This window comes from Clostridium sp. HV4-5-A1G (genome assembly GCF_900184915.1).
GTDB lineage: Bacteria > Bacillota > Clostridia > Clostridiales > Clostridiaceae > Clostridium_B > Clostridium_B aromativorans.
In genome coordinates, this window is the sequence record NZ_FXYI02000044.1 from 1 (window position 1) to 21,950 (window position 21,950).

Annotated in this window: 21 protein-coding genes; 18 read left to right on the forward strand and 3 right to left on the reverse strand. The window is 37.4% G+C overall.

Translation table 11 applies throughout. The features are described 5' to 3' along the window. The first annotated feature begins 225 nt into the window (after nt 1–225). From hsp18 to J5G60_RS06865, 4 genes are all read left to right on the forward strand, one after another. A complete protein-coding gene (hsp18, locus tag J5G60_RS06850) occupies nt 226–669 on the forward strand; it encodes a heat shock protein Hsp18 (RefSeq protein WP_150357638.1) in 444 nt (147 codons plus the stop codon). A 127-nt stretch (nt 670–796) separates the two neighbouring features. Beyond that, on the forward strand, nt 797–1,459 hold the full coding sequence (locus tag J5G60_RS06855; RefSeq protein ID WP_150357636.1) for an MgtC/SapB family protein: 663 nt from the start codon (nt 797–799) through the stop codon (nt 1,457–1,459). Nucleotides 1,460–1,551: 92 nt separating this feature from the next. Continuing rightward, a complete protein-coding gene (locus J5G60_RS06860; RefSeq protein ID WP_150357634.1) occupies nt 1,552–2,490 on the forward strand; it encodes a DUF1861 family protein in 939 nt (312 codons plus the stop codon). Further along, on the forward strand, nt 2,487–3,545 hold the full coding sequence (locus J5G60_RS06865; protein WP_229981955.1) for a glycoside hydrolase family 130 protein: 1,059 nt from the start codon (nt 2,487–2,489) through the stop codon (nt 3,543–3,545). The genes J5G60_RS06860 and J5G60_RS06865 overlap by 4 nt, the downstream gene beginning before the upstream one ends. Before the next feature lie 140 nt (nt 3,546–3,685). Here the strand turns inward: J5G60_RS06865 and J5G60_RS06870 are convergent, their stop codons facing one another. Continuing rightward, nucleotides 3,686–4,642, reverse strand: coding sequence for a helix-turn-helix transcriptional regulator (locus J5G60_RS06870; protein ID WP_150357632.1), 957 nt, complete (start codon nt 4,640–4,642; stop codon nt 3,686–3,688). 110 nt (nt 4,643–4,752) lie between these two features. On the opposite strand from J5G60_RS06870, the gene J5G60_RS06875 reads away from it, so the two are divergent. After that, nucleotides 4,753–5,448 carry a metallophosphoesterase family protein gene (locus tag J5G60_RS06875; RefSeq protein WP_150357630.1) on the forward strand — a complete coding sequence of 232 codons (696 nt, stop codon included), beginning with the start codon at nt 4,753–4,755 and terminating at the stop codon, nt 5,446–5,448. 109 nt (nt 5,449–5,557) lie between these two features. On the opposite strand, the gene J5G60_RS06880 is transcribed toward J5G60_RS06875, so the two are convergent. Next, nucleotides 5,558–7,123, reverse strand: coding sequence for a cell wall-binding repeat-containing protein (locus J5G60_RS06880; protein WP_150357628.1), 1,566 nt, complete (start codon nt 7,121–7,123; stop codon nt 5,558–5,560). A gap of 239 nt (nt 7,124–7,362) precedes the next feature. Here J5G60_RS06880 and J5G60_RS06885 point away from each other — a divergent pair, with 239 nt between their 5' ends. From J5G60_RS06885 to J5G60_RS06895, 3 genes are all read left to right on the forward strand, one after another. Beyond that, nucleotides 7,363–8,499 (forward strand): TolC family protein, encoded by a 1,137-nt coding sequence (locus J5G60_RS06885; protein WP_150357626.1) that lies wholly within the window; start codon nt 7,363–7,365, stop codon nt 8,497–8,499. Between the two features lie 32 nt (nt 8,500–8,531). Beyond that, nucleotides 8,532–9,692: a TolC family protein gene (locus J5G60_RS06890; RefSeq protein WP_150357613.1), complete on the forward strand. Its 1,161-nt coding sequence runs from the start codon at nt 8,532–8,534 to the stop codon at nt 9,690–9,692. Between the two features lie 99 nt (nt 9,693–9,791). Beyond that, entirely contained in the window at nt 9,792–10,190 is a 399-nt protein-coding gene (locus J5G60_RS06895) for a hypothetical protein (RefSeq protein ID WP_150357611.1), read from the forward strand. Between the two features lie 91 nt (nt 10,191–10,281). On the opposite strand, the gene J5G60_RS06900 is transcribed toward J5G60_RS06895, so the two are convergent. After that, nucleotides 10,282–12,033, reverse strand: a complete 1,752-nt coding sequence (locus J5G60_RS06900; RefSeq protein ID WP_150357609.1) for a WG repeat-containing protein — start codon at nt 12,031–12,033, stop codon at nt 10,282–10,284. Nucleotides 12,034–12,293: 260 nt separating this feature from the next. Here J5G60_RS06900 and J5G60_RS06905 point away from each other — a divergent pair, with 260 nt between their 5' ends. From J5G60_RS06905 to J5G60_RS06950, 10 genes are all read left to right on the forward strand, one after another. Then, on the forward strand, nt 12,294–13,166 hold the full coding sequence (locus tag J5G60_RS06905; RefSeq protein ID WP_150357608.1) for an SLAP domain-containing protein: 873 nt from the start codon (nt 12,294–12,296) through the stop codon (nt 13,164–13,166). Between the two features lie 275 nt (nt 13,167–13,441). Beyond that, complete coding sequence (locus tag J5G60_RS06910; protein ID WP_190972221.1) at nt 13,442–15,178, forward strand: cell wall-binding repeat-containing protein; 1,737 nt, start codon at nt 13,442–13,444, stop codon at nt 15,176–15,178. A gap of 188 nt (nt 15,179–15,366) precedes the next feature. After that, complete coding sequence (locus tag J5G60_RS06915; protein ID WP_150357604.1) at nt 15,367–16,695, forward strand: cell wall-binding repeat-containing protein; 1,329 nt, start codon at nt 15,367–15,369, stop codon at nt 16,693–16,695. Between the two features lie 147 nt (nt 16,696–16,842). Next, nucleotides 16,843–17,874, forward strand: coding sequence for a YpmS family protein (locus J5G60_RS06920; RefSeq protein WP_150357602.1), 1,032 nt, complete (start codon nt 16,843–16,845; stop codon nt 17,872–17,874). A gap of 64 nt (nt 17,875–17,938) precedes the next feature. Continuing rightward, complete coding sequence (locus J5G60_RS06925; RefSeq protein WP_150357600.1) at nt 17,939–18,622, forward strand: YveK family protein; 684 nt, start codon at nt 17,939–17,941, stop codon at nt 18,620–18,622. Between the two features lie 71 nt (nt 18,623–18,693). Beyond that, entirely contained in the window at nt 18,694–19,461 is a 768-nt protein-coding gene (locus J5G60_RS06930) for a tyrosine-protein phosphatase (RefSeq protein WP_150357598.1), read from the forward strand. A gap of 34 nt (nt 19,462–19,495) precedes the next feature. Beyond that, nucleotides 19,496–20,224: a CpsD/CapB family tyrosine-protein kinase gene (locus J5G60_RS06935; RefSeq protein ID WP_150357596.1), complete on the forward strand. Its 729-nt coding sequence runs from the start codon at nt 19,496–19,498 to the stop codon at nt 20,222–20,224. Nucleotides 20,225–20,338: 114 nt separating this feature from the next. Further along, the gene (locus tag J5G60_RS06940) at nt 20,339–20,563 is read left to right on the forward strand and encodes a DUF1659 domain-containing protein (protein ID WP_150357594.1); all 225 of its coding nucleotides are present in this window, start codon (nt 20,339–20,341) and stop codon (nt 20,561–20,563) included. An 82-nt stretch (nt 20,564–20,645) separates the two neighbouring features. After that, a complete protein-coding gene (locus tag J5G60_RS06945; protein ID WP_150357592.1) occupies nt 20,646–20,864 on the forward strand; it encodes a DUF2922 domain-containing protein in 219 nt (72 codons plus the stop codon). A gap of 221 nt (nt 20,865–21,085) precedes the next feature. Further along, complete coding sequence (locus J5G60_RS06950) at nt 21,086–21,733, forward strand: sigma-70 family RNA polymerase sigma factor (RefSeq protein ID WP_150357590.1); 648 nt, start codon at nt 21,086–21,088, stop codon at nt 21,731–21,733. The last annotated feature ends 217 nt before the right edge of the window (nt 21,734–21,950 follow it).

The window sequence follows — 21,950 nt, forward strand, 5'->3', positions numbered from 1 at the left end:
AGATCTACACTTCTAGCTTCGTCTGCAGCGTCAGATGTGTATAAGAGTCTGATACTAAAATATATAGCTATTACTGCCGATGACTGCTGGTTAGAAGTCAAAGCTGTATTTTTTAGACTTTGACTTTCTTTGACCTTTATTGTATTATAATAACTGTAATAAGGATTAACAGACAATGAGACAGTTGGAAACAGCAAATTATGATGATTTAGGAGGTTGTATATTATGTTTGATATGATTCCATTCAGAAGAGATAATTCTTTAAGCAGGGGTGATGAATTTGAAAAATTCATGAGATCCTTTTTCAACCATGATTTTTTACCCGCTGGATTAAATGGTTTTGGCAGGGATTTTAAGGTTGATCTTAAAGAAAATGATGACTCCTATGTAGTTGAAGCAGATCTTCCGGGAATAAATAAAGATTCTATAGATTTAAGTTTTGAAAATAATTATTTGACTATATCTGCAAAGAGAGAAGATTCCAAGGAGGATAAGAGAGAAGATTTTGTAAGGCGTGAAAGAAGTTATGGAGAATTTAAAAGAAGTTTTTATATTGACAATGTAGATGACAAGAGAATCAGCGCCTCTTTTAAAGATGGAGTTTTGAAGGTAAATCTTCCAAAATCCGAGAAACACAAGGACAAAAGCAAGAGAATTGACATTAACTAAACTAATTGCTGTGGCACTGTGATTAATTTCACAGTGCCATTTTATGTTATAATTAAATACTATAAAAGTATAATAATTAATTGGAAATCTGTTTTTCGGATTTTGTGTAAGTACAGGAGGAAATTTTATGAGTCAGTGGGAAATGATAATTAGGTTGGTTCTTTCGGGAGTGCTGGGAGGTTTAATAGGTTTTGAAAGGAGAAGTCACTTCAAGGAAGCGGGACTCAGGACACATTTTGTTGTAGCAGTGGGCAGTGCCCTTATCATGTTAGTGTCCAAGTATGGTTTTACAGATCTGTTATATACAAATGCCATATCGGTGGATCCAAGCAGAATAGCTGCCCAGGTAGTGAGCGGGATTGGATTTCTCGGGGCTGGTACTATAATAGTGGAGCATCAATTTGTAAGAGGGCTGACTACTGCGGCTGGATTGTGGGCTACAGCTGGAATTGGCATAGCAATTGGTGCAGGTATGTATATTCCCGGTATAAGTGCTACTGTGCTCATCCTTGTGGCACTTGAAATATTCAATAAATTTAAAAAGACTGTCTCTTATTCTATGGGCAGGGCAGATCTTTCACCGGATGGGATCAATCCTGCGCTGGATACTTTGAAAAATTCAAAAATAAAAATATCAGGCATTCAAGTGAATAGGCATTATAACAAAACTGACAAGGATTTGGAGGTAAGGCTTACCTTTAGAATTTATACTAAGAATCAAAATGAAACAAAAAAAATTATGGTAAGTCTTCTAAAAATACCTTATGTAAAAAACGTGAATATAGAATGATATAGTAGTAGAATATAGGGGAAAGTAATAATTATTATTAAGACGGGTGTTGCCATTTTATATGCCGGTTGGATGGAGAAGGTGTAAAATGTATGATTATTAATTGTGATAAGCTATTAAAGGAACATAAGACTATAAAGACAAAAAAAGCGGCAAAAAGAGTGAAATTCATAGGAATATTTAACAAAGATGTGTATAATATAACAGCTCCCTTTTTAAATAATGGAAGGATTGTAATAGCTGGAAGGGTTGAGTCCAAAATGGGAAGGGATTCCATGGTATTGTTTTTTGAAAAATATAAGGACGCCTGGTGTCATGTAGTTGAATCACCTATTATGGAATTGGAAGATCCTTTTTTCACCAAGATAGGCGATGAGCTGGTGATAGGCGGTGTAGAGGTGTTTAACAGCATAAATAACCCTTATAATCTTATATGGAGAACCATAATGTATAAGGGAAGGGATATTTTTCATCTGAAGCTTTTTTTTGTGGGTCCTGACGGTATGAAGGATTTGCGTATAGCTGAGCTCAAGGATGGAAGTATAGGAGTTTTGACACGTCCACAGGGAGCCAAGGGAGGAAAGGGAAAAATAGGTTTTACAAAAATCAGGAGATTGAATGATCTGAGTATGGGAGTTATTGAGGATGCGCCAATTTTGAATGACTTTTTACATGATGATGAGTGGGGCGGAATAAACAGTATATATCCTATTGATGAAAATAACATTGGATTACTGGGACATATAGCTAAAATGGATGAGGACGGGATGAAGCATTATTATTCCATGACTTTTGTATTGGATATGAATTCTATGAGATACAAGGATGTAAAAATAATTGCAACCAGGGAGGATTTTTTGCCTGGACCAAGTAAAGACGGAAGTTTGTACGATGTTGTATTTAGTGGTGGACTTGAATTTAAAGATAAAAAAGCGGTCTTGTATGCCGGAATAAGCGATATTGAAGCCCAGACTCTTGAGATAGATAATCCTTTTTATGAATATATGCGTAAAAAAGGAGAAGTGTCATGATGAATATAAAAAGGTGTAAATTTAATCCCATCGTAACCTGTAAAGATGTTGTTCCCTCCAGCAGGGATTTTGAAGTCATAGGTGCGTTTAATCCTGGCGCGGCCCTCTATAAAGGTGAAATAGTACTTGCCATGAGGGTTGCAGAGAGGTTTAAGGACAATAATGATGGGCATATAAAAATTCCAGTTATAGACGGGCAGAGTGCTGCTCTGAAAACTGTAGATCTGGATAAGGAAGATGACAGATATGACTTTAGTGATTCCAGGGTAATTAAAGAGAAAGATAGTTGCTGCGATTTTGTATATCTCACTTCCATGTCCCATGTAAGGCTCGCCAGAAGTACGGATGGAGTGAATTTTAAAATAGAGGACAAACCTTTCATATTTCCGGAAAATAGATACGAGAGCTTTGGCATCGAGGATCCGAGAATAACTGAGATAGACGGCAGCTATTTTATAACCTATAGTTCAGTATCACAATATGGAATTGTCACTAGCCTAGCCGTAACTTCTGATTTTAAGGATTATAAAAAGCTCGGGAATATTTTTGAAACGGAAAACAAGGATGTAGTGATTTTCCCTGAAAAAATAAATGGCAGGTACTTTGCACTAAACAGGCCCGTATCAAAAAGTACAGGTGATCCTGTCATCTGGATATCTGAATCCTATGATCTTCTCCATTGGGGGAATCACAGAATATTGGCATGTACTAGAAAGGGTCACTGGGATTCTGAAAAAATAGGTGCCGGGATACCTCCTGTTAAAACAGATAGAGGCTGGCTGGAATTGTACCACGGGGTGGATGATCAGGGGCATTACAGCATGGGAGCTCTTCTGCTCGATGTCAACTGCCCTTCAAGAATTATTGCCCGCAGTGAGAAACCGCTTCTTGATCCCAGGATGGATTATGAAACAGGGGGATTTTTTTCAAATGTGGTTTTTCCCTGTGGTGCAGTAAAAAAACATGAAAAATTGTATATATATTATGGTATATCGGATAATTCCATTGGGCTTGCAGCTGCAGCATTAGAAGATATCTTAAGCACCCTTGGCTAAGATCAAGGGTAGCTGTTGGGTGGCTATCCCCCCGGTCAGGTTATCCCCGGCCAGGCTGCTCCCGCAGCTCAAGCTGTTGCCGGGGGTTGTAAATAAATTGTAAATAAATTGTAAACTGTGAATTGTCAATTGTGCATTGCCTAAAGTTCTGCTGTGATATTGCCCGTTTCTGAAAGATCATAGCCTCCTATACCTGCAAGCTCCTGCTTGAATTTATCCGACTTGAGTATTTTGGTTATCGAGTTAAAAGGAGGATTATCCATGTCATCTTTTTTTATGACAAGTTCATATCTCTCTTTTTGAAGTGGTATAAAATCTATGTTTTGAACTTGAAGGCTGGTTTTTTCATTTCCAATGCCGACATCTGCTTCTCCCCTGGCCACGGTGCTGGCTACGGCAAGGTGGGAAAGACATTCCCTGTTGTAGCCTGATATGTTTTTGCCCTTTATATTGAGCAGTCTCAGGTGCTCATCTAAGAGTATTCTGACGCCGCATCCCCTTTCCCTGTTTATTAAATTGATATCCGGTCTTTTAAAATCTTCCCAACTGTGAATATTTTTAGGATTGCCCTTTGCAACATAAAAGCCTTCCATGCGGCAGGCCAGGTGGATTATAACGGTGGGTATGCCGGGAATAAGCCTCCTTACAAAAGGTATATTGTATTTCCCGGAGTCTCCATCCCATAGGTGGGCGGTAGCTACCTGTACTTTTCCCATGTAAAGCCCCAGTAATCCCTTGTAACTTCCAACATATGAACGAAATGTCCTGATTTCAGGATAGTGCATCTCTATATAACGGGACAGTATATCCAAAAGCATATCCTGACCGCAGATTACAAAATCATCCTCTCTGGTATTTCCCGGGTAAAGAATATCTAAAAGTGAAGAATTGTCCTTTTTACGTGTATTGGTCTGCCGCCTGCCAGTATTCTTTTTCCTGTTTTTATATTCCTCCACATCTCTCGTATCCACTCTAATTTTTTTACCTACTTTATAACCTTTTAACTCCCCTCTTTTTATCAATTCGTATACTGTGTTCTTGGCTATTTTCAACATATCTGCGACTTCCTGCGGAGTTAAGGCAGTGTTCCCTGACATAATATTCCTCCTCATACTATTCTAACAATAATTTTAGTACATATTTTTTAGAAATACAAATTGATATTAGAAACTGTGTTAAAATAAGTTATGACAAGGAGTGAAACAATATGAAAATAGCAATTATTTCTGATATACACGGAAATCTGGAAGCACTCAGGGAGGCTTTCTCCAATATAGAAAAAAAAAAGGCGGATGCTGTAATATGCCTTGGAGATTTGGTTGGCTATGGTCCTTATCCAAATGAAGTTGTGGAATTTATAAGAGAAAAGCATATATTGAACATACTGGGCAACTACGATGCAGCAGTGCTTGAAAAAAAGTTCAACTATATAAGAAATAACAGGATCAATGAATTCTGCATGCCCTGGACAGCTGGTGAACTTAAGGAGGAAAACAGGGCCTATTTGAAATCACTTCCGAGGGAAATAAATCTTCAGTTTTTGGATAAAAAAATCTGCTTTGTACACGGAAGCACCAGATCCATAAATGAATATCTTCTGAAAAATTCAAGGGAAGCATCGGAAGTCATGGAGGCTTTTGCAGGGGATGTGCTGGTGTGCGCCCACACCCATATACCCTGTGAAAGCAGATACGGTTCTAAAATACTTATAAATGACGGCAGTATCGGAAAACCCAAGATAGGCAGGCCCAATGGCACTTATGTGATCATGGATGTAAAATATGGGGATGTATATGCAGAACTGGTGGAGTTTACCTATGATTATGAGAAAACTGCAGCTGCCATGGAGCAGAAGGGCATAATAAAAGCCTGCATTGACAACATAAGAACCGGAATGGAATAAATTCAAAAAGTTCAAAGTTTAGATATGAAATGATGAAGGTTTTCGGCATATGCCGAAAACCAGCTAGATTTGATATTTGTTTTTTGTACTCTGAACTTTCTATTGAAGGTTACTCCTGATTCAAGTTGTTCAGGGCATCTGTGAGTCTTACATATAGATCGTATATTCCGCTGTTGCTGTTTTGAACATCTGCAATATCGTTCATTTCATTGCTCAAGTTCTGTAATTTCTGAGATCCTGTCTCTATTTTGTTTTGATTCTTCTCAGCTATTCCATCTTTAATGGAATTCAGTATTTCTATGCAGCTATTTGTATAGCCTATGGATTGATTTACAGCATTTATCTGTTTATTTATGCTGTCTATATACTGTTTGTTTAGGGGTTCCAGACCTTCCGGAACAGATAATTTGGATACATCATCTCTAAATGTTGTCAGGTTATTTTTATAAGTTGTAAGATACGAACTTCCGGTAGTAAGCACCTGGATCATCTGATCAAGATACTGCTGCATTTCCTCGGCACTGCTGGCGGAATCTAACTCTGACATTGTATTTGTGGCATTGGTATAGGTTTGATTTAATTCGTCTGCAGTATTGTAAGTTTCGTTTTCATAGGATTCACAATAATCTTTTAAATTATTTACATAATCTTTTTCAGTCTGCGGCACTGCCGATGGAGATTTTAGCAGATATTCCACAGGTAAATCTACAGAACCTAATCCTCCGAGAAGGTATATGTTCCTGTAATTTTTCTCATCTATAAAACTTTTTTGATTTGATATATCGCTTCCATCGGTTAAAATTATAGGTGCATTCAATTTGGCGGCCAGTGCACTCCCCGAAAGTGCATCGGGAAAGTTTTTGCCATTTGCAAGTATTGCTGTATTTGAATTGAAGCTGAAGTTTTTGCATATGCTCATAGATGTATCATATCTTGTAGCTCCGCCTAATCTTTCTATGTTGTCATCATTTAAATACGGCAGCTGGGATTTTAACTCATCTACGGCGGTTTCAGATACAGAAGCTTGTCCGCCAATTACGTATACTTTGGATGGTTCTATAGATGAAATCAGATCCCTGGTCTCTGAAGGCAGGCTGTCTGTATTTACCAGGAATATAGGATATCCCTTTGAAGCAGCTATGCTGGATATGCTCAAGGCGTCAGGAAAGCCCCATCCATTTGCCAAAACTATTGGAGTTCCGTTTGTGACTTTCAGTGAATTGATTATATATTTGTTGGTGTCGAATCTGTTGGATCCGCCCAGTCTTGTAAAATTGGCATTTTCGTAACCCATTTCTTTAATATGATCTAAAATGTCCTCGCTTATGGATGAACCGCCCCCGAGAACATAGATGTTTCCGGAAGAATTCAAATGATCTTTTATATATTCAAAGACATTGGAATTGTTATCTGTGCTGTCATTCAGTAAGAGTATGGGAGCGTTGTATTTTTTTGATAAAACGCTGCCGCTTAGAGCATCCGGAAAATCTCTCCCGCTTGCAAGTATTATGTTTTGAAGATTTCCGGTTTTAAAACTAGATGCAATTTTTATAGATGTTGCATATCTGTCAGTACCCGCAAGTCTTGTTACGTTGTACGTAGTCTTAGCGTAGGCTGGAGCTGCGGTACAGAGTAACATGGTTAGACTTACAGCTAATCCTACTATTTTTTTCATTATATGTATTTTCCCTCCCTTAAAAGTATATACTTAAAGTTTAGCACAAATGTGGGAAAAACTATATAGGGAAAGCATGAAATTTACACTTAATATCATGTAAAATTATAGCTGTATCTATGGAAATGTATATGTAATTATGGTAAAATTAGTTCACTGGTAAGATATTGGTAATATGGATAGTTGCTTGGATACCACAAGAATGAAAAATTACTGTAGTGTGTGAAAGGGGGGAAAATATGAACAAAATAAAAACATTTGCTGCAGCGGTTATAATTATATTTTGTACAAGCACCTCAGTTTTTGCCCAGGGAAATACCCTGGATATTGATGCTGCCATTGATGCTGCGGTAAAAGAGTCTTATGAAGTGAAAAGTGCTGATATTTCAACACAGCAGGCTCAAAATTCATACAATCAGGCAGTTAAAAATGCTGCTAACTATGGAGATCAGTTGGATGAGGGTGGAGACACTTTAGATAGCTATACTAGGCTTACACTTTTGCAGGGCATAGCGAATCCTCCTGCAGAGGCCAAATTTTCCATTTACAAGTACTCTAATATGGGCAAAGTTGCTGAAAATCAGGTGAAATTATCTGCTTACACCCAATATACGGCCCTTATGGATTTTAAGGATGCACTTGACCTCGAAAAGCAAAAATTTCAAAGTGCGAAAGATCAATATAATATTTCACAATTAAAACTAAAGCTGGGAACGGCTTCTCCGGCAGATGTAAAGCAGGCAGAGGCAGATTACTACAGTGAAAATTTAAATCTGAATAAGGTCCAGAGACAATATGATCTTGCAGTTATGAAAATAAATCAGGTTTTGGACAGGGACATATATACAAAGTACGATGTGCTTCTCAGGGATAAAATCACAGAGTCACCCTATATAAGAAGTTATGATAATTATGTAAGTGATGCGCTGAAAAACAGGGCGGAAATTTTAAATGCACAGGAAAATGTGAATCTCAAAAAATTTGAATATGATATTATAAAAGGGGTATTTCCCTCTAAATATGACACTATGAACCAGATTGGGCAGTATGATGTAAATCAGGCACAGGATGCACTTGACATTGCTGAAATAAATATACCTGTTGAAATAAACAATCTGTATAGTGATTTACAAAACAAGTCCAAGATGCTTGATTCCAAAAAAGATGCTTTTAATCTGGCGCAGAGAAATTATAATGTTGCCAGAGTCAAATATAATGCAGGTGTGATGAGCAAAGTGGATTTTGACGTCCAGGCAAGCAATTTAAAGGCAGCACAGAATGATTTGAAATCCTTTCAAAGGGATATATGGATGGCACAGCTTAAATTGAACCTGGCCTGCGGTGTTGGAGATGACACATCAAAGCTCAGTAATTGATATGAATTAAATTATGTAGGGAGGCAAAAAAGTTGAAAAAAAAGTTAAGCGTCATAGTTGGACTTGCTATGGTACTCGGCATGGGAAGCACTTGTTTTGCAGAAGCTAGTAGTGCTGCAGTCCCTGCTGATACCACGGCTGCAGTTGGTACTTCAGATACGACAAGCACAACCCTTACCTTAGACCAGGTGTTAAGCAGCATAGAAAAGAATAATATGGAAATTAACATGTACGATCAGAAAATACTTCTATATCAGAGACAATTTGACCGGGACCATCAAAATGCAATGCTCAATGCTGATAAAAGCCCTGTCAATTATCCTGCGGGTCAGTATGCGGCTGTGAAAATTGCAATAGATGTGGTACCGAAGCAGGATGAACAGAATATCAAAGATGCCAAGCATGACAGGGATGATACACTGCAGAATTTGAAATTTTCTGCAGAGCAGCAATATCTAAATGCAATAAATGCCCGGGATCAGATAACTACTATAAATGCCCAGATAGCAAATGTGGATAAAAAGATTGCACAGACAGAGGCTAAGATACAGCAGGGCCAGCTGACAAATGATGCCCTTCAGGCTCTTCAGGTTCAAAGGAGCCAGTTTGAGGCCTCTCTTAATACTCCCAGGTCACAGCTTCAGCAGTCTGAACTCAATATAAAACAGATCATAAATATGGATTTGAATACTGATGTGAAATTAGTTCTACCTGCATCAAAGCAGTTTGTAAAATTTGATGACAGCAGTATCCAGTCAAAAATTGACAATGCAGTGAACAATTCTTATGATATGGCAAAGATAACTAATAATATTGCTATACTTAAAATTCAGGAGGATATATACAAGCAGTATTCCTACAATGACGCTACGGGGGAAGTGAATACGGGGCTCAGCATACAGAACCTCCAGAACAGTCTTTACAGCACACAGTTGAATCTTAAAGTCAATTTGTGGAACAGTTATTATTCTTTGAAAAACAGTGAGGATTTGGTGAATACGGAAAATATAAAGGTTGAAAATGCACAGATGAATTATGACAATACTTTGACCAAGGTTAAAGAAGGGGTACTCACTGAAGTGGATCTTGATTCTGCCGCTCTTGCACTTCAAAGTGAAAAGGTAAGTTTAAAGAGTGCCCAGGACAATTATATGATAGCTTCAGATCAGTTCCAATACAATCTTTCCAAGTAAATTTTTTATGAATAACTTAAAGGGCAGCTGTTAAATTGCAGCAGGTATGATAGAATATAATCTGTAAATCAATTATAGTTGTATAGGAGAGATAATTTGATGAGAGGAAAGATTAGATCACTGGGAATTACTGCAGTTATTATGATGCTGATTGTATCTTTTACAGCTTGTTCTTTTGGAAATAAATCCGGACAACAAAATGACAATACCAAAAAAACTACACAGACTTCTGAAAATACAAAAGGACCTAAAATTACTGAGGATGCAGACAAAACTGCCCAGCTTAAGAAAGAAAAGCCTATACTGAATGGAAAAGTATATGTGCAGAGCAACAGGGCTATAGCGACTATGGTAATTAAAAGTGGTGTGAGTGATAAAGAGGCGAAGGATCTGGCACAAAAGTATGCCAATGATTTAAAAAAGAAATATAAAAATATGCAGGTCAGTGTAATGGCAGTAAGGGATAATAAAAACATAGCAAATATAACCGTGAAATGATTTAACGGTGAAAAATGGATGGTGTATAGTTAAAAGCGAGGAGGATTTCCGGCAAATGTCGAAAATCAACCCTGATGTTAACTATGCACTTTTAATTTTTAACTGAAAAAGGTATTTTTATAATAGAAGGTTTTAAGGTACTTCCGTCTTTATCTCTTATATTGTATTTATTGTTGTTCAATATGGTGATGGTATAATCCTGGGAAGCCTCATATCCCTCATAGGGAGGGCTTACTGCTATGGTTTTTGGATCCTCCAGTTTAAAGGAGACATTTACGTATTTCCCACTGCTGTCTGTCACCTTGATATTATCTGTCATTGTCATATCTATGTCGTTTATTACAGTATCGTCATCCTCATTTTTGACTGTCTTGTCGTCAAGCGGCTTGCTGAATTTTATTCTCCAGGTTTTAAGTGGATCTTTTGTAGTAAGGGCTGTCATTAATTTTACATCTGAATTCTTTATGATGATGCATTTATTGTCCTTTAAAACTGCGGCGGTGCCGTCATTAAAGGATGAAGCATTGTCAAAATCATAGGATATAAAGGTAGATCCCAGTCTGTCAATGTAGCCCCATTTTATATATTTCTTACTGAAATCTGTGTCTCCTGAATCCTCAATATTTGAAGAGCCTGTATTTTTTTTCACTGCTGCATAGCCTTCACTAAAATCCAGGGCATTGTCAAATATAGTATCTATCACGATATCTCCATTGCTGTTTATAAAACCCCATTTTTTCCCCTTTTGAACTCTTGCAAGTCCTTCACTGAAAGCATATATTTTGTCAAACTGGGATAGGTATTTTATTTCTCCCGATGAATTTACAAATCCATATCTTCCATTGGACGTTATAATGGCTTTTCCCTCCTTGTAGCTGTCTATCCAGTCCAGCTGCGGCTGAAGGACTATTTTCCCGGAGGCATCTACAATGCCGCACTTTCCAGATCTAACTATTTGAGAGAAACCGCTGCCCAGGGATGTGATGCTGTCATAGCCCGTATCGAGGATCAGACGGCCGTTTTTATCGATGAGTCCGTATTTATCACCACTGGACACTTTTATCAGATTACTATTCAAATAATATATATCCTTGTATTTGGGTTCCAGTACTATTTTGCCGTCCATGTCTGAAAGACCCCATTTGCCCTCGGATTTTACAGGTACGAGTCCCAGTATCGGCGATTTTATCTCATCGAAGTTGAAAGCTTTGAAATTACCCTCGGTGTCTACCAGACTCCAGGAGTTATTCAACTTTACAGCAGCATAACCGTTCTGAAAATCATAGGCATTGTCGTACTTGCAATCCAGGAATATATTGCCATGGGCATCTACAAATCCATATTTTCCATCTTTTCTCACTTTTGCGAAGCCCTGCTGAAAACCGTATATTACATCAAATTGAGGCTCTGTGACGACACTGCCTCTGGTGTTTATAAATCCCCACTTTGAATTTGCGCTCACTGCCGCCAGGCCGTCTTCAGAAAAATCTCCTGCATCTTCATACTGAGGTTGTACTATAACTGTCCCATTTTCATCTACAAAGCCGAACTTTGTACCTTTGGAAACTTTTGCGCAGCCGTTTTTGAAAGAGCCGATGGAAGTAAATTCAGGTTTTGTTTTTACCGTGCCATTTTTATCCATTAACCCGTATAAACTGCCGCTTTGAAATTTGACCAGGCCATTTTGAAATGAATATATATTGTCTGCAGTTATGTCCGAATCTGAAACTGTGTATTTTCCGGCTGATGCACCAACTTTTGGTGAATTCCATATGAATGTACTGCTGAAAGTGAATAAGAAAACCAGTGCTAATCCAAAATATCTTTTAAAATACTTCTGCAAACCCCTTACCCTCCTATTATATATTTTTTAGATTATTATACCATCAATAGAAATGAATAACTATCTTTTTGGATTATAATCTGAAATTTTACCCGGGAAAAAGTTAATAAAAAGTAAACTTGAAACTTTTGGCTATATACTAGTAACTCTACACTTATATATATTTGATTTTATAAAATCCTTATGATATATTAAGTTAAGATAATCAATAGTTGTATTGTGGATAAATGAGCTATTATAAAGAATTTTGGAGGTTTAATATGGTAAAGAAAACACAAGATGGCAAAAAAAATAACAAAAAAGAATATGTTTCTACTGTGCTTTCACTTTTGGATGAAGAGGAAAATGTAGTTTCAGATGTACAAAAAGAAATTTTTATAGATGAGATAAGGGAGCTGCCGCCTATAAAGGAAGGGGAGCTCAACGTGTCAGGTGTATATGCCTATGACCTGGGAGATAAAGTTGAAGTTAAGGTCTATGTGAGAAATGGACTTTCCACTAATTTGAATCTGCAGAAAATACCTTTTCTGATTGTAAATTCTAAGGGAGAAACTCTGGCATCCCAGACCTTCAACCTCTCGTCACTGGGAAAACTGCCCCCTCATTCTGCCAGACCTGTAAAGCTTTATTTTGAAAAGAAAAATCTTAAAGTGGATAAGATACCTGCAGATGACTGGAAAATTGTATTGAATGGTGAATTCAACATAACTTCCAAAGTGAGACCGAGATATGAAGGACTGCCTGAGGGAATATCCGTTGAGGACAAGCTTGTTTTCGATAAGTTTCTAGATGAGCTTCCTGAAATGGAAGAGGGAGAATTCAGTATATCGACTTTCAGTATAGGACTTCAGACAAATGGGAACATACTTATAACGACAGTTATGAGAAATGCTACAAACAAGCCAATTACCATTAATAAAATGCCTATGACCGTGCTTGATAAAAACAAGCGGGCGGTAAAATCACAGGACTTCAATTTGAAGGATTTCACAGTGAGCCCCTATAGAGCTAAATTGTGTAATTTTGCATTTCCGACAGATGTTCATCCAGAATATGATCAAGCCCTGGAAGGGTGGTCGGTGATTTATAAATTGGTAAATATAAATGGCGGCAAAAATATAAAGAGAATATAATTTGTAAATATGTTAGGACTATGGAATTGCTTTAGTTGAAAAAGTTAATTCCATATTTTTTTTGTGAATTTCAGATAATGTCTAAAAAAATTTGGATTACAGACGAATACTAAATAATAAGAGGACTTATAGCAAATGAGTCATGAGCTATTGGAAATTATTTATTTTAATAGTATAATATAGATGTGTCAAATTTGTTAACAACAGGGGTATAAATTAAATGAGACGTTTGTTTATTTTAAGTTCTTAATTAAATATGAATGGAGGTAATACATATGCAAAAAAATGGCAAGAAAGTTTTATCGGTTTGTGGTGTGGCAACCTTGTTAATTGCAGGGACAGCATTACCATCAACTGTAAAAGCTGATTCATCCAGCAGGGTAAACAGACTTGGAGGTCAGGATAGATATGAGACAGCTGCAAAGGTTGCACAGGATGGATGGACTTCTTCAGATTATGCAATAGTGGCAAACGGTGAAGGCTATGCAGATGCACTTTGTGCAGCACCACTTGCGAAGGAAAAGAACGCACCTATACTTTTGACTGCCGGAAACAGTTTGAATCAGAATGCATTGAATCAATTAAAAGATTTGAATGTAAATCATGTAATTGTAGTAGGTGGTACAGGCGTGGTTCCTGAAAGTGTTCTAAATGAGATAAAAGCTCAGGTCCCAGATGTTCAGGATGTTCAAAGATTAGGTGGACAAGATAGGTATGAAACTTCTGTAAGAATAGCAGAGGCTCTTAAGACAAAGCCGGTAAAAGCAGTTGTAGCAAGTGGTGAAGGTTTTGCGGATGCACTGTCGGCAGGCCCTTCTGCAGCTATAAATGGTATGCCGATACTTTTGACGAAGCAAAACAGCCTTCCTGATGCTGAAGCAAATTATCTGAAAGCAAATTCAAGTATAACTGAAACTTATGTAATTGGTGGAACTGGATCTGTGAGTGATTCCGTTAAAAATCTGTTTACTTCACCAAAGAGACTTGGAGGAGCCGACAGGTACGAAACCAATACAGCTGTACTTAAGGAGTTTGTATCAAGCTTTAATTTTGGCAATATCTATGCAGCTCTTGGCAAGGGACCTATAGGTAATGAATTTGCAGATGCCCTTACAGGCAGTGCACTGGCAGCAAAGAACAAGAATCCTCTTATAATAACAGGATATACACTGAGTTCTTCTACAAAAGATTTTCTTGATGAAAATGTACCTAAGAACAGTACTCTTACAGTACTGGGCGGAACAGGCAACATATCCGATTCACTGGCTGACGAGATCAAAGACGCCTTTGGCAAAGCATCTAACGGCGGTGGCGGCGGTGGAAGCACTACCGCAACTGATATTACTGCTGATATCGTTAAATATTATGGTCCAAAGATTCAAGATACTATAGCTAGTAATCCTGATTTAGGAAAATATTATGATGTTGACACAACTGATAGTATAACATTAAAGGTTAAAGGCTCTTACGAAGATAAGATAACTACTGTACAAGATATATTTAATAACGTGGATAAGGCAGATGTAGGAGATATAAATACACCTGGTACTATAGCTTATAGAGTACAAAAAATTTATGATTTAGCATCTGCTCATGTAAATGCAGCTAAAATTGATGGAAAGACATTTCAGGATTTTTTAATAGCAGAAAAAGCTAAAGATTCTAAGTTTTCTCAGTATATTAAAGATGGTGGAAGTATAGATGTTCAATTAGTAGCACAGAAAATAAAAAATAAAGAAATAGACTACGATAGCTATACTGCATTTATAACTAGTTTAGAATCTGCTATAAAAGATTCAGTTAATCTAAGTAATCCTTCGCCTACAATAGCTATTAAAGGTACACCTTTTAGCATAAATAGAATTGAACAAGATAATAAAGTTTTATATGATAGTAGCTTATCAAGAGAAGTAAACATTGATGATATATTAGGTGTGACTAGCACAGTTGGAACATTTAAAGTATACGTTGATAATGGAAATTCATACTTCTATATTACAATTCAAGGCTAGTATCAACTAAATAAAAATATAAATAGAATTCAGGTGAAAACCTGAATTCTATTTATTAAAGCACAAACGACAACAAAAGAAGATTTTCCAGCGGAAAATCCACACAATATAGATTTTCTAAAGCACAGCGGAAGAAAATCCTCCATAATTGTGAATTGTAAACTGTGAATTGAAAGGAAGGTGTTTTTATGATAAGAAAAAATAAAATATTTTCGGCATTGGTTATTGGAATATTTCTGGCTTCCTCTGCAGGCATTGTACTGCCGCGAAGTGTCTCTGCAGCGGTGCCGAGATTGGGCGGTCAGAACAGATATGAGACATCCGCAAAGGTATCTCAGAGCGGATGGGACACTTCAAGTTATGTAATACTTGCCAGCGGAGAGAATTATCCCGATGCTCTCTGTGCAGCACCTCTTGCCAAAAAATATTCTGCTCCCATACTCTTGACCACCAGCGGAGCTCTTGATGCAAATGCCAAAAATGAAATAATAAGGCTCAAGGCAGAGCATGTAATAGAAATAGGCGGAACGGCGTCCATATCCCTGAATATAGAAAATGAACTTAAAGAGATGGGACTTGATACCCAGAGAATTGGAGGGGCTGACAGATTTGAGACTTCTGTAAAAGTGGCAGAAGCACTTAAAACTTCCACAAATGTGGTGGTTACTTCAGCCTACGGCTTTGCAGATGCTCTTTCCATAGCACCTGTGGCTGCCAGTGAAAGCATGCCCATACTTCTTACAGGAGCTGGTTCCCTGCCGGATTCAGTAAAAAATTATATAGCTCAGAACAAAGCTTCCATAGAAAATTCCTATGTGATTGGAGGCAGCGCTGTTGTAAATGACAGTGTGCTTGCACAGCTTCCATCTTCTGAAAGAATCAGCGGCCAGAACAGGTTTGATACCAATTTGAATGTACTTGATTATTTCAAAAGCAAGCTCAAATTTGACAATATATATGTTGTCCAGGCTGACGGACCTACGGGAAAGGAATTTGCAGATGCACTTTCGGCTTCAGCCTTGGCGGCAAAGACAGCTTCTCCACTTGTTCTTACCTATAATTCTGTGAGCATTGGAATAGAGAATTTTCTAAAATCAAATGTGCCGGATGATGTCAAAGTTACTGCCGTAGGAGGAACTGCAGCAGTGCCCGAAAGCATTGTGAGCTCACTTCAGAGTTTGCTTGAGGGGAATACGACAAATCCTGGAGGTGGTGGCGGTGGTTCCCAGTCTGACTACGATCTTTTCAGTTCGGTGCTGACAAAACTCAAAACAATAGATATTTCAGGTACATCAACACTCAATGCTGATCAAAAAGAGATAATATCCGATGTAGTAGATTCAATGGGAAAATATCTGGCGGATCAAAATTATGATTACAGCCAGGATGCTAAAACTGTGAAAGCCCTTTTTGATAATCTTTCAGATAAAGAAAAGACTGATCTGGAAAGTGCTGTATTTGATTCGGGAGTTACAATTTCAGAAGGCCTTGCCCTTGAAGCTAAATTTGGAGTATAGTGGGATATATTGGTTCCATTGTTAATTTTAAATTTACACATAAGTTATTCTGGGATATGTTATAATAAATAATATATTTCTGGATAACTTATAATTTTTTGAGGGATTTTATGTAAAAACTTTATTTTAAATTTTGGGAGAGCATATATGAAAAATTCAAGTAAAAGTAAAAAGATAATATTTTTAGCTGTGGTTGTTGTTTTAATTCTGGCAGCAGCAGTTTTTGGAAGACTTCTTTTCTGGCAGTCATCCTATAGTGTACCTGAATACAAATTTACAGTAGGGCTCTTTGAAAAGATAATAAAAGCCCAGGATACGGGAGGAACTGCACAGCTTACAAAAGATGAAGTGAATCAGATTATATCTCTGTATTTTAAAGAGTACAGGGGCAGTGATATTACTGTGAAAGCGGTGGAAGCAGATTTTGACGGAGACAACATAAAATTTTATGTACCTTCAGCCTATAAGGGTTTTGACGTGCTTGTTACATCGGAAGGCACCCTTTCCAGGGAAAATGATGAAATCAGGTATACTCCAAAATACTTTAAAGCCGGGAAAATCACCCTGCCTAAATCCTATATTCTGAAGAAACTGTCTACAAGACTGAAAAACAAGGGAGCCGTCGAGCAGAATTCCATAGTGGTGAGCACTAAGGGATTTCCTGTGGGTATCACTGCCTTAAGTGTGAAAGATAATAGGCTTTTAGTTACTCTTGAAAAGAGAAAACTGAACATTGAAGATATACTTAAGGGCAAACTTCAGTCCATAGAAGACATCATAAAAAAATATTCCAGCCTAAAGAATTCCAATTTATCTACGAAAACTAATGTTGTAAGTGGAGATGATGCTGGTACTGGAAATTCTGGCAGCAGTACAGGTACATCTCTGGGATCATCCAGTTCAGGAGAAAGGCAGCAGGCACTTGCCAGGGTGATGAACGGATTGAATGCAGCTTCCGGAGCTGTAAGCACAGGAGCTCAAAAAGCGGTTATATCCCAGATGATGTCTGTGGTGGGCAGCATGAAAGATCCTTCCTATAATCCTTATTCGGCAGAAAGTAGTGTTAAATCAATGTACAGCAAATTGTCATCCAGTGAGAAGACACAGCTTAAAGCTGCAGTATTTTCAAATGTAGATACATCTTCTGCCAGCATACTTTACAATATGATTGGAAGATAGCGGATATCCTGAAAGTGTTAGCCTTGATGCAAAACAATTACTGAAATATAGGAGGAATAACTAAGTGGAAGAAGAAACAACGCTGGATCTGAGAGATTTTTATAATATATTGAAAAAGAGAAGAAAACTTATAGCACTTATGGTTGTAATATGTACTCTGGCATCTGGATTACTGAGTTTTTTTGTGATAAAGCCGACTTATGAAGCAAGTACCACAATAATAATAGGAAAACTTGCTGAAGACGGGAAGAGCAATACCCAGTACAATGATGTGATGATGTATCAGAATCTTATAAAGACATATGCACAGATTGCAGGTTCCAATGTTGTTATGAAAAATGCCTCTAGCAAATTAAATGGGGCTTTTACTCCAAAAGAACTTAAAAAACTGGTTTCCATAGAGCCCCAGCAGGGAACTCAGATTTTACAGATAACAGGGCAGAGCAGGGATCCATCTGAGGCTGTAAAGATGGTAAATGCAGTGAGCAGTTGTTTTATAGCGGAATCAAAGAAAGTATTTCCTACAGGTGGAGACATAAATATAATGGACAGGCCACAGTTTCCAGACAAGCCTGTAAAGCCCAAGAAAATGCTGAATGTAGCTAGTGCATTTTTTGTAGGTCTTTTGGTTTCTGTGGGATTTTCCTTTATGCTTGAATATATGGACAACACTATAAAGACTGAAGATGATATAAAAAAACAGCTGGGAATTCCAGTGCTGGGGATAATACCAAAAGGACGAGTTTAATCAATTCACAATTGACAGCGCACAGCTTACAATTGCAAGCTGTAAATTGGACAAAAGGTGGTGATATTTATATGATAGATATACACAGCCATATACTTCCGGGTATAGACGACGGTTCAAAATCCATGGAGCAGACCTTGAAAATGCTTAAGCTTACGGAAAAGGATGGAATAAAAGCCATAGTGGCGTCATCACATTTTTACCGTGGTTGTTATGAAAACAGCTGCGATGATATAAAAAAACTTCTGGAAAAAGTAAAAAGCAGAGCCAAAGAAGAGAATATAGATGTGAATATTATTCCCGGTCAGGAGGTAATGCTTGATCATTACAGCCTTGAATATTATAAAAGCGGGAAAATAGGCTGCATTGGCGATACAGATTATATGCTGGTTGAATTCCCCATGATGAATATGCCGGAAAATGCTCTGGATATAATATATGAACTTGAAATTAGAGGGGTGCATCCAATTGTGGCCCATCCTGAAAGATACAGATATATTATAGACAACCCATCCAAGATAAACGAATTCCTGGATGAAAAATGTCTGGTCCAGGTAAATACAGGAAGTATAAGGGGTATATTTGGGAAAAAAGTGAAAAATACTGCCAGGGTTCTGATAAAAAACGAAATCTGTAGTTTTATAGCATCAGATGCCCATTCCACTGGTGGGCGGCATCCGGGCATCAGCAGTGCACTTGAAATGGCTTCTCAAGTCAATCATGATATTTATATGTATATGGAAAAAAATTGTGAGAGATTGTTGAAAAATCAGCTTATAGACCCCGTAAGCGGGAGAATAAGAGAGAAAAAGAGAATTTTCAGCCTTTTTAGAACATAGTAATAAGATTTGAGACACAGATGGAGTGAAGATGATGGATAAAGTACATATAGTCACTATAAGAAACCCAATGGATCCTATTGCAGAAGCTTATAGGACATTGAGAACAAATATTCAATTTTCTTCTTTTGATAAGAAAATACAGTCTATAATGATCACGAGCTCAGGACCTGGGGAGGGTAAGTCCACTACTTCTGCCAACCTGGCAGTGGTCATGTCGGAAACGGGTGCCAAAACCTTGCTTGTGGATTGTGATCAGAGGAAACCCAATCTGCATAAAATATTTTTGACATCTAATGAAAACGGGCTTTCGAATGTGCTGGCAGGGCAAATTAGTTTTGAAGATGCGGTTAAACAAAATATAGTTGAAAATCTGGATCTTCTCACATCTGGTATAAGACCCCCCAATCCGGCAGAACTTCTGGCCTCCAGGAAAATGGAAATTTTTTTGCAGCAGTTGAAAGAGAAGTATGAATATATAATACTGGATACTCCTCCTGTAGTGGCAGTGACGGATGCCCAGCTTTTATCCCGCTGCGTGGACGGCTGTCTTCTGGTAATATCGTCTTCTCAGGTGGAAAAAGAGGCAGCTGTAAAAGCCAGAGATCTTTTATCGAAAGTAGGTGCCAATATACTTGGAGCGGTTTTAAACAAGCTTGAGATAAAGGAAAAAGGATACTATGGGTATTACTATCAGTATTATTACGGAGAGGACGGCAGCAAAGTCAAGAAGAGTAAGAAAAAGAGCAGAAGGAGAAAATAGACTTAAAAGGTATAAAGATTTTGAAATGATCTTTATATCTTTTATTTTTTTTGTAAAAAATCTTGCCTATTTTTGAAAAACTGCATATATATTATTTGAAGGGAGGTGATGAGGATGGCTGCTAAAACTACTTTATTGAACACTTCAGTGATATTGAAATATAAAGATGGTCTGGATGAAGAGGGAAAAGATATAATCAAAAGACAGACCTTTTCAAATATAAAAATAGATGCTGCTGTTCAGGATATTTATGATGTTGCCGGAGAAATAGAAAAGCTTCTCGGAAAGACTTTAGAAGAGCTCATAAGGCAGGATGAAAGTGGTATAACAAACGCTTAGACAAATTAATAATTGACAATGTACAATGAACAATTGTGGACTGTGTATTGTGAACCGTGAATTGAAAAAGGGGGTGAATTATATGTCCAAATCATTGATTATGAGTTTTCTGACTGAAGAAGGTAAAAAGGCTTCTATAAGGATCTCCAATGTAAAAGAAGGTATAACGGATCAGGAAGTAAAAACTGCCATGGAAACAATTATTGCAAAAAATATATTTACCACTAAAAACGGGGATTTAAAAGCTGTAGATTCTGCCCATATACAGGATACTTCTACTGTTGAGCTTGAGGTGAAATAGTAAGTAGTGCTCATATAGGGTCTGGCTTCAGATATACTTGTTCCAGACCCGCTTTTTATCCGAACGCTGCTATTTACAAGTTCTGCCTGAATTTAAGGATTAATTGATGAAAAGTCTGGCAGAAAGGCACGAAATTTTGAATTTGTAATAAAATATTTAAGACAGGAAATATATATTTGAAGTGCAATAGGTTCAATTTGAAATCATAGGGAGAGAATGTTATGGGATATAAATTCAAACCCGATTATATTATGGACAAGCATTCCCCAGAAATTGTGAATACAGATTACAGCCGCCTGAAAAAGACTCACCTCGTGGAACTTCTTGTAAGAGCTAAAAATAAGGACAAATCTGCCATAGGTGAAATCTGCAGAAGGTTTGACGGAATGGTTATAAATCTTACCAGTTCCTTTTATATAGAAGGGTACACTCTTGAGGATATGGTGCAGGAAGGAAGGCTTTCACTTATAAAGTCCATTTACAAATACAACATGAATTCCAAGTGCCATTTTTCCACTTATGCCGCAGCTGCCATCAAAAAGAATTTCTACTGCAAAATAAGGAACAGTGTGAAAAAATATTTTTGCTGCAGCCTTTATAGTGTGAACAGCGGCGGTGATGAACTCGTGGACACGGTGGAGTCAGAAGAAAATATCGAGGAAGAGTTCATAGAAAAACAGCAGTATTCTGATCTGTGGAGAGCTGTAAGAAAACTTTCTGAGGAAGAAAAAAGTGCAATAGTCTGGTATTATATATGGGAAATAAGCTTAAAAGAATATGCAGTAAAGGAGAAGATACCATATAGGACAGCAGCTGCCAGGAAAAAAAGAGCTGTAGATCATCTGAGAAGTATAATGAATTTTGGATGATAATATGTGAAAATATTCAGCCAATACTATATGCCAAAGTGATTTTTTGGAATATGATGTTGGCTGTTTTGCGTAAATGACAATTTACAGAGCCTAATTTGAAATGTGGATATAAATGTAAAATCAAAATTTATAGGGAAAAATGTAATAAAAACTCACATCATATAGACATAAAATAGAGAATTTTAAATCTATTTTAATACATATAAAATTATCA